10 protein-coding genes are annotated in these 11,833 nt (G+C 44.4%); 5 read left to right on the top strand and 5 right to left on the bottom strand.

Annotation, left to right across the window (positions count from 1 at the left end; all coding sequences use genetic code 11):
* Window positions 1-7: 7 nt before the first annotated feature.
* The 5 genes from I6E61_RS06440 to mrdA form a co-directional block, all read right to left on the bottom strand.
* Window positions 8-1,048 (bottom strand): lipid A biosynthesis acyltransferase, encoded by a 1,041-nt coding sequence (locus I6E61_RS06440; protein WP_227685720.1) that lies wholly within the window; start codon window positions 1,046-1,048, stop codon window positions 8-10.
* 373 nt (window positions 1,049-1,421) lie between these two features.
* Complete coding sequence (rpsI, locus tag I6E61_RS06435) at window positions 1,422-1,808, bottom strand: 30S ribosomal protein S9 (protein ID WP_110922597.1); 387 nt, start codon at window positions 1,806-1,808, stop codon at window positions 1,422-1,424.
* Between the two features lie 10 nt (window positions 1,809-1,818).
* Window positions 1,819-2,247, bottom strand: coding sequence for a 50S ribosomal protein L13 (gene rplM / locus I6E61_RS06430; protein ID WP_010199223.1), 429 nt, complete (start codon window positions 2,245-2,247; stop codon window positions 1,819-1,821).
* A gap of 253 nt (window positions 2,248-2,500) precedes the next feature.
* The gene (gene rsmD, locus I6E61_RS06425) at window positions 2,501-3,190 is read right to left on the bottom strand and encodes a 16S rRNA (guanine(966)-N(2))-methyltransferase RsmD (RefSeq protein WP_197131734.1); all 690 of its coding nucleotides are present in this window, start codon (window positions 3,188-3,190) and stop codon (window positions 2,501-2,503) included.
* Between the two features lie 24 nt (window positions 3,191-3,214).
* Entirely contained in the window at window positions 3,215-5,188 is a 1,974-nt protein-coding gene (gene mrdA, locus I6E61_RS06420) for a penicillin-binding protein 2 (protein WP_197131717.1), read from the bottom strand.
* A 479-nt stretch (window positions 5,189-5,667) separates the two neighbouring features.
* On the opposite strand from mrdA, the gene I6E61_RS06415 reads away from it, so the two are divergent.
* The 5 genes from I6E61_RS06415 to ccmI all read left to right on the top strand — a co-directional run bounded on the left by I6E61_RS06415 (window position 5,668) and on the right by ccmI (window position 11,759).
* Entirely contained in the window at window positions 5,668-6,999 is a 1,332-nt protein-coding gene (locus I6E61_RS06415; RefSeq protein WP_197131697.1) for a hypothetical protein, read from the top strand.
* Window positions 7,000-7,232: 233 nt separating this feature from the next.
* A complete protein-coding gene (locus I6E61_RS06410) occupies window positions 7,233-9,263 on the top strand; it encodes a heme lyase CcmF/NrfE family subunit (protein ID WP_197131694.1) in 2,031 nt (676 codons plus the stop codon).
* Window positions 9,263-9,922 (top strand): DsbE family thiol:disulfide interchange protein, encoded by a 660-nt coding sequence (locus I6E61_RS06405; protein WP_197131691.1) that lies wholly within the window; start codon window positions 9,263-9,265, stop codon window positions 9,920-9,922. The genes I6E61_RS06410 and I6E61_RS06405 overlap by 1 nt, the downstream gene beginning before the upstream one ends.
* Window positions 9,919-10,482, top strand: coding sequence for a cytochrome c-type biogenesis protein (locus I6E61_RS06400; protein WP_197131688.1), 564 nt, complete (start codon window positions 9,919-9,921; stop codon window positions 10,480-10,482). Before I6E61_RS06405 ends, I6E61_RS06400 begins: the two co-directional genes overlap by 4 nt.
* Entirely contained in the window at window positions 10,479-11,759 is a 1,281-nt protein-coding gene (gene ccmI, locus I6E61_RS06395) for a c-type cytochrome biogenesis protein CcmI (RefSeq protein ID WP_197131685.1), read from the top strand. The genes I6E61_RS06400 and ccmI overlap by 4 nt, the downstream gene beginning before the upstream one ends.
* Window positions 11,760-11,833 lie beyond the last annotated feature (74 nt).

Genomic DNA, 11,833 nt, shown 5'->3' with positions numbered 1-11,833 from the left:
ATAACGGCTACTTATAGATATCCGTGCGACCTGTCGGACCGTGTTTGAAGCGCCGATGAAACCACATCCACTGGGTGGGATCGATACGAATGAGTCCTTCTAAGACTTCATTGATCTGAGTGGCATCAGCGACCTCATCATTACTTGGATAGTTATTTATCTCAGGCGTAATCGTCAGATGATAATGCGGGCGTTTACCACTGGGTAAATTGTCCGGCGTTTGACGATAGGTATGTAGTGCCATGAACACTGGCGGATAGGTCTTATCGCCCAATTTAGCCATACGTCGTGAGGCAGTAATAGTGGCTGCTGGTACACCGAAAAATGGCGCCATAACGCCTTGTTTAAGACCATAGTCTTGATCAGGAGAGTACCAGATAACGTGTTTTTCTTTGATAGAGCTGACCAAACTCCGCATATCTCGACTGGAGATTTGCTTACCAAATATATTGGTACGACCGTTATAAATGAACCAATCTAATAAAGGATTGTTTTGCGTACGATACATACAGTCTAAGGCAAAAAACTGGGCACAAAATAAGCCACCCAAATCAAGCATAGTGTAGTGGGCACCAAGCAAGATAACCGGACGGCCCTCATTTTGGGCATTAATGAGATGTTGGAGTCCAGAAATAGAAACCGTACGAGTAAAGACGTTGGGACGAAACCAAGCGCACAAGGTTTCAAACACTCCGATACCCTGATTGACAAAAACTTGCTTGGCCATCAGTTCACGTTCAACTTCTGGCTTTTCTGGAAAGGCCAGCTTGAGGTTAATCAATGTATCCCGCCTGCGTGAGCCTGCTATTTTATAAAGCAAAACACCCAGTTTACGACCTAGCCAAAACTGATAGCGCAATGGTAAGTAAATCAGTGGCAACACCAAAGCGAGCAATAACCAGATACCCCAATATTTAGGCGATAAAAACTGCCATTGAAAGGGTTTCTTATCGGCTTGCGCTGTACGCTTATGGGTTTGCGTAATCGTTGGCGTACCAGCAGGTAGTGCTGGTGACTTAGCCGACGGCTGTATGCTCGGTGAAGGCATGCTGTCTTTTGAAGGTTGCTTACTGGGGTCGTATTGTTCGGGCGCTTTCATAATATCCTTTTGCAGCACTTTTATGGCATCGGGTTATAGCATCTTATAGCATTGTCGCTATTGATGAAAAGTTATTATGATAATGGGGTAGTGGCAACGGGTTTACAAGTTGCTCTTTGGTAAAGTAACTCTATAAAAGTGCTATAGATTGGCGTATCTATAAAATATATAAGATAAAGTTCTATCTAATAAATAGCCATAAAAAAACCTTACAAGCTGCGAACAGCTTGTAAGGTTTTGCAAATCTACTCTTTCATTTAATGCGAATACTGTTGCTCTGAGATAAAGACAACAGTCGCAAAAAAATAAGAGATAGCTTTGATTAACGTTTTGAGAATTGTGGACGTTTACGTGCTTTACGTAGACCCAATTTCTTACGTTCAACTTGACGTGAGTCACGAGTAACAAAGCCAGCTGCTTTTAAAGCAGGTTTCAAAGCTTCGTCAGCTTCGATTAGCGCACGAGTGATGCCGTGGCGGATTGCGCCAGCTTGACCACTAATACCACCGCCTGCAACAGTTACATATAAGTCATATGCGTTAGCAGAGTCTAGTAGCTCTAATGGTTGACGTACTACCATGCGTGAAGTTTCACGGCTGAAGTATTCGTCAAGTGGCTTGCCGTTAACGACAATGCTACCAGTACCTTTTGATAAAAAGACACGAGCAGTAGAAGTCTTACGACGACCAGTTCCGTAATTGCGTTCCATAAGTGTATCCTTAGATGTCTAGTGCTTTAGGTTGCTGTGCTTCATGTGGATGTTCAGTACCCGCATATAGTTTCAGCTTCTTGATCATCGCATAGCCAAGAGGGCCTTTTGGAAGCATACCCTTAACTGCTTTGTGTAGAACATCTTCAGGCTTATGTGCAAGCAATTTACTGAAGTTAGTTTCTTTGATACCACCTGGGTAGCCACTGTGACGATAGTATTTTTTATCTTGTGCTTTTTTACCCGTTACCGTGATTTTGTCAGCATTGATGACAACAATAAAGTCACCAGTATCAACGTGCGGTGTAAAAGAAGGCTTATGCTTGCCACGTAAGCGAGTAGCAATTTGAGTGGCTAAGCGACCAAGGGTTTTGCCGTCAGCATCTACGACATACCAGTCATGGGTCACTTCAGCTGGTTTTGCACTAAGTGTTTTCATGATAAAACCTTAAAATTAGAATTCGTTGAGAGTTTAGCTGGGAACGGGGCTCTCAAAAAACAGACTGCACATTATAAGCAGTAGAGCCTACGCTTGCAAGCTGCATTAGGGTTTATTTTTGCCTTATATACATTTAACTGCAGCGTTTGGCCAGTTTTAAGCGGTTTTAGACATTTTTAGTGGGTATTAAATGATTTCTCAAACAAGACAAATTACATAACCGTAAATGTTATGTTTGGTAATCACCGTGCAATTATGACGATGATAGCCGATAAAGTCCAGCGACAACTTGTCCGACTTTGGTTTGTTTCAAGCATTCAAACGCCACGACCTCTGGGGTTGTCTGCGCTTGAGCGGTTAAATTGTCATTCAAAGTATTTGCCAATTGCTGCAGTTGGCTCTCTAAATCTTTGTCAGCTTCCAAATAAATCAGCGTGTCAGTATTAATTAACGATTGAGTAATTAGCGCGGTCAAAATCGGTTGCCACAGATCTTGAGCATAAGGCGGGTCAATGAACACAATATCAAAAGTTTGCGGGACCACTTGCTGCTGTGTTAAGACTTTCTCTGCTATGCCAGTGATGATTTGATGGCTGTCAGCATCAATGCGCAGTTGTAAAGAACTTTGGCATAGCATGTTGCTTTGCGCAGCATTCATTTCAATGAAAGTGCAATGTGCAGCGCCACGAGATAAAGCTTCGAAGCCTAACACACCACTACCTGCACAGCTATCAAGCACATAAGCGCCATGAATATCAGCCAGTAGCCAATTAAACAATGTCTCGCGTAGGCGATCAGGCGTTGGACGTAAACCCTCTGCATCGATAAAGCTTACAGTGCGGCGTTTAAATTGACCACCAATGATACGCACATCGCCACCAATAGATGCCTTTTTTGCTTTGTGGTTTTTTTTAGTATCGCGGTTACTCATAGACTTTTTCATTCTGTTTTCTCGCTGATCCTCTTTTTATTCAGGCGTTGCTACTTCAGTTTCAGTTTGCTCTTTTAGAGCCTGCTCTTCTTTATCACGCAGGGCATCGCGCAGCGCTTTATCAAATGCCTTTTGACGTTTGATGGCTTTTAACTCATCAGCTGTAGGCGGCAGTATAGGATTGCTTTTGCGTTGTAAGACCCAATAATCAAATAGGGCACGACCGATAGGTGCAGCGACGGTACTACCACCACCACCGTTTTCGACCAATACAGCAAGGGCAATTTGAGGGTCTTCTACTGGTGCAAAGCCGTTAAACCAAGCATGATCCCAGTAGCGTTTGTCTATGGCGGACTTGTCGTAACGTTTGCCTTGTGCAATGGACTTTACCTGCGCGGTACCAGTTTTGCCTGCGATACGGTAACGCGGGGTATAAATACCATGGGCCGTACCGTTTTTTACAGTATTTTCCATTGCATCGTGCATACGAAGCCAATCAGAAGGCTGGCCATTGTATTCAATTTTGCCATCAGGTTTCGTGATGACATTAACGGGGGCTTCACCTTCACTATTTTTTAGTAAGTGCGGCGTAATATGATAGCCCTTATTGGCCGTCATGGCTGTGGCATTGGCTACTTGTAGAGGGGTGGCTAGAAAATACCCTTGACCGATACTGACTGAAATAGTTTCACCGGGTAACCAGCGTCTGTCATAAGTGTCTTTTTTCCATTTTGGCGATGGCATGATACCTGGCTTTTCATTGGGTAAATCGATACCCGTTTGCTCACCAAAACCAAAACGTATCATCCAATCATGTAAGCGCTGTATGCCCATCTCGTAGGCCAGTTTGTAGTAATAAGTATCCACAGACATCATGATTGATTTTTTAAGATCTACCGTGCCATGACCGCCTCGTTTCCAATCACGAAAACGATGTGAGTCACCTGGTAAGCTAAAGTAACCGGGGTCATAAATAGTGGTGTTCCAGTTGCGCAGACCATAATGAATACCGCCCAAGCCTTCAAAAGGTTTAATGGTAGAGCCGGGTGGATACATACCTTGTAAGGCACGATTGTATAATGGCTGATCAAGGTCGTCGCGCAAATCACCATAGTCTCTGAAGGAGATACCTGAGATAAAAGGGTTGGGGTCATAGCTTGGGTTACTGACAAAAGCCAATACATCGCCATTTTTTGGATCGATTGCGACAATCGCGCCACGACGACCATCCAGCTGCTGTTGGGCGATCGTTTGTAGGCCATAGTCCAAGCTCAACGTAATGTCGTTACCTGCTATAGGCGGCTTGGTATCTAACTGACGGACAATATTGCCAAGGGCATCCGTTTCGACTGATTGATAGCCCGGCTGTCCGAGTAAAATATCTTCATAGTAATTTTCGATGCCAATCTTGCCGATGAGGTCAGTACCAGCGTAGCGCTCTTTATCAATACGTTTGCTTTCTTTGTCATTGATACGACCGACATAGCCAATGACGTGTGCGAATAGCTCGTCATAAGGGTAAGAGCGCGTTAGCTTACTCTGAATGCTGACACCACGAAAAAATGGCTTACGCTCACTAAATTGTGCCAATTGTGCGTCAGTCACGTCGATTTTGATCGTGACAGGGTCATTCTTATTTTTGCTCAGGCGCGCCAAGATATCAGTGATGTCTTTTTCTGTTAGATCAAAAATAGGCGCGAGTAGCTGTAATGTACGTTCTGGGTTTTCGACTTCGTTAGGACTTAACATCGCCGTAAATACTGGTTGATTGTCTGCCAATATGACCCCGTTACGATCGTAAATATAACCGCGGCTAGGCGGTGCAGATATCAGCTTGATTCGATTATTATCAGCTTGCGTTGTGTACTTGTCGTGGGCGTAGACTTGTAGGTATCCATAACGCATTATCAATCCGCCCAAGCCAATGAATATTAAAAATCCAAAGACAATAATACGACTGGTAAAAATTCGATTGACCTGATCAGTGTTGGGAGTTATCGGTTTATTCATATAAAGTCAGAGCCCAAACGGTCAGTAAGTCAATTAAAGAGAAATAGATAGGCGGGGTCGTTAACCAAAGTGCGGTGAGCAAAAAGGATAATACAAAGGATTTCAAACACATAAGCGATATGATTTGAAACGATGACACACATAGTCTGTCTATAGATATTCGTTGTCACTTAATCACAAATTATAACAGAACAAATGAGATGACGCAGTACTTCGCTGTTTGTTTTGTCTTTATTATTGCCATATCAATGATAGCTTATACTTCTGTGTTTTTCGTCTGAAGTGAACGATAAAACGTGTCATGTCTAGTCACAACTTGGCTAGGGTCTACGTGTGCTAATGGATAGCAAGTATGCTAAAATCAGGCGGTTTATTTGATAGTTATTATTATGGGTAGAGCGTGTGTTTGTGCAGCGTTCTAATGTGCTAACGGTATGTTATTAGCAACGACAATCAACCTGTCAGGGACAAGATAAGTCATGGACACAACTTCATTGTGGCAGGCGATAGCTGAGCACCCAGAGTTCTTTGCCATGCTAACCATTCCACCGGTAACCGCATTCGTTACCTGGATACATGTGTGGATGGCGCTCAAAATGCTATTTTATCCGGTTAAGTTTTGGGGTATTCGTATTCCTAACTTTCCATTTTTTGGGTTGCCAGGTATTGGCTGGCAAGGTATCGTACCGCGCAAAGCTGGCAAGATATCTGGTGTCATCGTTGATCAGACACTGTCAAAGCTGGGCTCGCTTGATGAGTTTTTTCAGGCGATGGAACCTGAGCAGATGGCAGTATTTATCACCGATACGGTTGATAAAAACCTTGAGGCATTGATTGATGAAATTATGCTGGATCATTCGCCTGCGCTGTGGGGTAATCTGCCTTATGCGTTAAAACGTCGCGTCTATGCCCAAGCACACCAAGAGCTGCCCAATATTATGCAGTCGTTGGTGACAGACTTGACCCATAATGTCGAAGATTTGGTTGATATGCGTAAGATGATCGTCAACACGATGGAGAATGATCGTCGGTTGATGGTCAATATGTTTTTAAAGGTAGGTCAAAAAGAGATCGATTTTATTTGGCATATCAGTGCCTTGATTGGTTTGATTTTCGGTCTTATCCAAATGTTCATATTTTTGGTAGTGCCGCAACATTGGACAGTACCGTTTTTTGCAGCGATTTGGGGCTTTCTCACCAATTGGATTGCTATTTGGATGGTGTTCAATCCGGTCGAGCCACACTATATTCCCTATGTTAAGTTTTTTACTGTACAGAGCCATTTCCCATTTATAAAACCACAGATACCGCGTATTGATCGATACCGTCTACAAGGTGGCTTTATGAAACGTCAGGAGGAAGTCTCTGAGGTTTTTGCTGAGATTGTGGTAAAGGATTTGGTGACGCTTGAAAATATCATGAATGAGATGATGTATGGCGACCGTGCTGTGCAAACGCGTGAGCTGATGAAGTCACATTTATATAAAGTATTAGAGTCACCAGTAATTAGTACGACGTTGCGCGTAGGATTAGGTCGCCGTGAGTATGGTCAACTGAAAAACACGATTATTGATAAGTCCATTGTCGCAACGATGGTGCCGTTGCGCGATCCTGAACTGAATGAGAGCCGAGCCAGTAAGATATTTGGACTGTTTCGTGACCGTATCCGTGCACTGACACCAAATGAGTTTCAAAATCTATTACGTCCTGCTTTTCGTGAAGACGAGATGACGCTAATTGTATTGGGTGGTTTGACGGGATTTTTGGCTGGTTGGCTGCACCTTATCTTAGTATTTTTTCCATCGACTTAACAATAGATTAACTTTTATGTGCTTTATACACATCGCATACAGAGTGGATACAAAAACGTGACAAGTTGGCGCTAATGTACCATGCTGTAAGCGTCTCAAGCTGCAAGGGCTGGTTACGCCAATCATCGCAATCATAAATATAGCAGTCACAAATACTGGATGCTTATAACGTCTTAACATTCTAATCCCTCAAATAAACTATGACCGTATTAAGGTAAACAAGGTTAGACCGTATGTTAATCACAGAATTGGGTTATTTTGCCTTGCTCGCCGCCTTTATGTTGGCGATTTTACAGGTAGTATTACCGACCATCGGCATCATGCGTGACCACGTTGCATGGCAGCGTCTAGCGCCAAGTTTGGCATGGGCACAGTTTGCTGCAATGATCACCTCATTTGCCGCGCTGATGGCAGGCTTTTATTACAATGACTTTAGCCTCGTCTATGTCACTCAACATTCGAATACTCTATTGCCTTGGTACTATAAGTTATCAGCAACGTGGGGTGGGCACGAGGGTTCATTGCTGCTTTGGATGACCATTATGGCCACTTGGTGTGCGCTGGTCTCTTATTTCAGCCGTGGTCTACCATTGTCTATGCGTGCGCGAGTATTGGTGATATTAGCTGGCGTGCAGATGATGATGCTAGCGATGCTTATCTTTACCTCATCGCCGTTTGACCGTACATTGCCTAACTTACCTGTTGATGGTGCAGATCTAAATCCTGTGCTACAAGATTTTGGTTTGATTATTCATCCACCGATGCTTTATATGGGCTATGTGGGTTTAGTCGTGCCATTTGCTTTTTGTATGGCGGCATTGTGGGAAGGTCGTTTAGATGCGGTATGGACACGCTGGTCGCGTCCATGGGCGCTAGCTGCTTGGGGTTTTTTGACCGTTGGTATCGCACTAGGCTCATGGTGGGCTTATTATGAGCTTGGCTGGGGTGGTTGGTGGTTCTGGGATCCAGTAGAGAATGCCTCACTGATGCCATGGTTGGCAGGCACGGCTTTGCTACATTCGCTTGCTGTTACCGAAAAACGCGGTGTGTTCAAAGCATGGACTATCATGCTGGCGATTTTTGCCTTTGCACTTAGTTTACTAGGTACATTCCTTGTACGCTCAGGCGTGATTACCTCCGTGCATTCGTTTGCCGCTGATCCAACTCGTGGTCTTGTCATCTTAGTGATTCTTGGTGTGATTATCGGTGGTGGCTTATTGATGTTTGCTGTACGCGGCTGGCGCTTGACGGTCGAAAGTCAGTATCAGTTAGTTTCACGTGAGTCGTTCTTAGTTATTAATAACGTCATCCTTTTGATTTCAACTTTGGTCGTACTGCTCGGTACGCTATATCCTATTATCGCTGATTCCTTCAATTTAGGACAAGTCTCTGTCGGTCCTCCGTATTTCAATGCGCTATTTGTCCCACTAACTTGGTTGATATTAGTCGCGATGGGTATGGGCTCCAATATTCGCTGGAAAAAAGACAGCCGTCCGTTATTGGGCGCCGGCATGGTGATTGCGGCGAGTAGTGTTGTATTGGCAGCAGTTATTGCATATTTCACTAGCCCGTCTGCGATGCTCAATATTGGCGTCACGTTGGCAGTCAGTTTTTGGGTGCTGTTCTGGATGGTGGTGGATTTCAAAGACAAAACCAAAAATGCCCCGAGCTTTCTTAAGGGACTACGTCAATTACGTCTGAGCTATTGGGGTCAACAGACCGCTCACGTCGGTGTGATTGTGGCGGTGATTGGTATTGCATTTACCAGCACATTAAGTATCGAGCGGGATGTCGCGCTTGGACCAAATGACAGCGTTCATGTCCAAGGTTATGACTTTACCGTCAAAGGCTTCAGTGAAGTAAAAGGCAGTAACTTTGATGCCACACAAGCTGAAGTTGAGATAACCAAAGACGGTCAGGCGGTGACGACATTATATCCTGACAAACGTAATTACATCATCAGCATGATGCCTATGACAGAAGCGGCTATTGATGCCAGTCTAATGCGTGATGTGTACGTAGCACTTGGCGAACCTATCGCAGAGGATAGTAACGAGTGGGCCTTCCGTATTTACGTTAAACCGCTTATCCGTTGGATATGGCTTGGTGCTTTGATTATGGCATTTGGTGCATTGCTCAGCATGTTGGATCACCGTTATCGTATTAAGAAAGCCAAGACGCCTGCGCAAATTGCGGCAAGCAAATCTGGCTTTACGACAGTGGCTGATTTGGATTCGCCAGCAATAAAGATGGGGGATAAGTAATGAGTACATCAAACCATTCCTCTGATCCAAGTCCGAAAAAAGATAAAGCAAGCAGCACAAAAACCATGAACAAAAAACAGCTTAAATTATGGTTTGTTATTCCGTTAATTGTATTCCTTGGTTTTGTCGTCATGCTATATATGCGTTTGGGCAAACCAACGGATATCGTTACCAATACGGCACTTGAGCGCCCAGTACCAACGTTTGAGCTGCCACTGTTATCAGACACTAGCCGCATCATGACCAATGAAAATCTGCCTGACAAGCCGTTTTTGATGAACATTTGGGGCTCTTGGTGTCCAACCTGTATCATTGAGCACCCGTTCTTAATGCAATTAGAAGAGCGCGGTGTCAATCTGGTCGGTGTCAATTACAAAGATGATATTGGCGATGCGTTAGGGTACTTAAACCGAGGTGGTGATCCGTTCTCGATGTCTATTCAAGATTTGTCTGGTCAGTTTGCATTGGACTTGGGCTTGACGGGTGCGCCTGAGACTTTCATCGTCGATGGCGAGGGTATTATTCGTCAGCATATCATTGGTGAGATCAATGAAAGCAATTGGCAAAGTCGTATCACGCCTTGCTTGATGGTACTCAATGAAGCCAATGATAAAAACGTCAGTCCAGAGCTGAGCCAGGTTCAGGAGGCGTGCAAATGATTGCTTATCAAATAAAGAAGGCGACGCTACAGTTAGCAGGTTTTATCATTGCTTGTCTCTTAAGTATGAGCAGTTATGCGGCAATTGAGGTCTATGACTTTGATTCTCCGCAGCAAGAAGCTCAGTATCGTGGTCTCATTGAAGAGTTTCGTTGCCCCAAATGTCAAAACCAGAATCTTGCAGGCTCTGACGCACCGATTGCTCAAGATTTGAAGCAAAAAACCTATGATTTGATAAAAGACGGTCGTAGTGATGGTGAAATTCGCGCTTATATGCAGGAGCGTTATGGCGATTTTATTAGTTATAAGCCGCCTGTACGTCCATCAACGTGGATTTTATGGTTTTTTCCGCCATTATTGCTCATCATTTTGGTCGCAGGTTGGTTCTGGCAAAGCAAACGGCGTCAGCTTGTGGCGAGCGGGGAGAGTGGGGTGACAGTAAATAGTACTGCCACAGCGCTATCTTCTGCCGAAAAAGCTGAACTTGATCGCTTGTTATCACGTGCTGAGAGCAATGATAAGAAAGATCATGACATCACAAGTCTCGAGGACAAAAAATGACCATATTCTCTACTGTGGGCTTATTTATTGCTCTAAGCTTACTTACAGCCTTAATACTTGCTGTGATTACTATCATACCGTGGTTAAGATCGCCTCGTTCACAAGAAAAACAAGTAGACAATCAGCTATTAGATATCAACGTTGCGGTGTTCCGTGAGCGTTTAGCAGAATTAAAAACCGATAAAGATAGTGGCACTATTGACGACAGTCACTATCAGAATCAAAAGCTTGAGCTTGAGCGTCAGCTGTTAGATGCTCAGCGTGAAGTCACACCGATGGTCACACCTGGCATTAAGAGTCGCCTAATTATTATCGTTTGGGTACCTGTGTTGTCGGCTATGGCGTATGTTATGGTCGGCGATCGTACCCCTGTGTTCGAGCTGTGGGCAGCCGAAGACAAGGTCAGCCAAGTGGCTGATGACTTACTAACTGGTAAGATTGATCAGCCACCAGCTTGGGCGATCGAAGATGGTCAGCAGCTCATTAGTGCTATGCAGACCAATGTCTATCGTCATGCCGATGATCCCAATCGCTGGATGCGCCTATCAGAGCTGTTTTTATCATTAGAAGCGACCGATTCGGCACTAGAGGCTTTATCACGTGCTTATCGTTTAACACCGGACAATGAAGAAATCGCGACTACCTATGCACAGATTAGCTTTTTTGCTAATAAAGGCCAGTTAGATGCTAATACTCGTCGAGTGCTAGAAGGCGTATTGGCTAAAAATCCTGCGCACGAAGGTGCGCAAATGCTCATGGCAATGGGTGAGGCACGCAGTAGTAACTTTGATCAAGCACAAGGCTGGATTAGACGTCTACGTGAGAGCATTTCTGCCAAGCCTGGCGACCATACCCAAGCGCTATCGAGTTTGGATGAGTTAAGTGCCAGTGTGAGTGCTCAGAAGCAGCAAGCGTCTGAAGGCGTTGAAGTCAATGTGAAGATCAATGCAAGTCTGTTGCCATTGGTTAAGGCTGACGATGTGCTATTTGTGGCAATACGTGACGTGAATGGTGGTCCGCCATTTGCAGCTAAGCGTTTACCGATTAGTGTCATTAAGCAAGGTGAAGCCAATATTAGCCTAAGTGATTTGGATGCTATGATGCCTGAACGTACGTTGAAGTCTGCTCGAGACGAAAAGGTGCAATTAGCAGTCATCGCACGCATTAGTCATAGCGGCACTGCTAGTGCTGAATCAGGTGACTTGTCAGGCAATCCAGTCGTGATTGGCGCTGAACAAACTGAGGTCAATGTAGACATTAATCAGCAAATACCTTAGTCTGTTTATCTGTTGCTAGCACTTATGATATAAGCGCTGCTGTCCGATATAGCAGCGTGCAACAGTATTATATG

The organism is Psychrobacter sp. NZS113 (assembly GCF_015864825.1).
Taxonomy (GTDB): Bacteria; Pseudomonadota; Gammaproteobacteria; order Pseudomonadales; family Moraxellaceae; genus Psychrobacter.
Note: the sequence above shows the minus strand (reverse complement) of the source record. Positions and strands in the feature narration are given on the sequence as shown.

Coding starts and splice junctions, on each gene's coding strand:
- rpsI (WP_110922597.1), bottom strand. CDS start 1,808: ATGGAACGCAATTACGGAACTGGTCGTCGTAAGACTTCTACTGCTCGT.
- I6E61_RS06400 (WP_197131688.1), top strand. CDS start 9,919: ATGATTGCTTATCAAATAAAGAAGGCGACGCTACAGTTAGCAGGTTTT.
- ccmI (WP_197131685.1), top strand. CDS start 10,479: ATGACCATATTCTCTACTGTGGGCTTATTTATTGCTCTAAGCTTACTT.
- I6E61_RS06440 (WP_227685720.1), bottom strand. CDS start 1,048: ATGCCTTCACCGAGCATACAGCCGTCGGCTAAGTCACCAGCACTACCT.
- I6E61_RS06405 (WP_197131691.1), top strand. CDS start 9,263: ATGAGTACATCAAACCATTCCTCTGATCCAAGTCCGAAAAAAGATAAA.
- I6E61_RS06415 (WP_197131697.1), top strand. CDS start 5,668: ATGGACACAACTTCATTGTGGCAGGCGATAGCTGAGCACCCAGAGTTC.
- rsmD (WP_197131734.1), bottom strand. CDS start 3,190: ATGAAAAAGTCTATGAGTAACCGCGATACTAAAAAAAACCACAAAGCA.
- I6E61_RS06410 (WP_197131694.1), top strand. CDS start 7,233: ATGTTAATCACAGAATTGGGTTATTTTGCCTTGCTCGCCGCCTTTATG.
- mrdA (WP_197131717.1), bottom strand. CDS start 5,188: ATGAATAAACCGATAACTCCCAACACTGATCAGGTCAATCGAATTTTT.
- rplM (WP_010199223.1), bottom strand. CDS start 2,247: ATGAAAACACTTAGTGCAAAACCAGCTGAAGTGACCCATGACTGGTAT.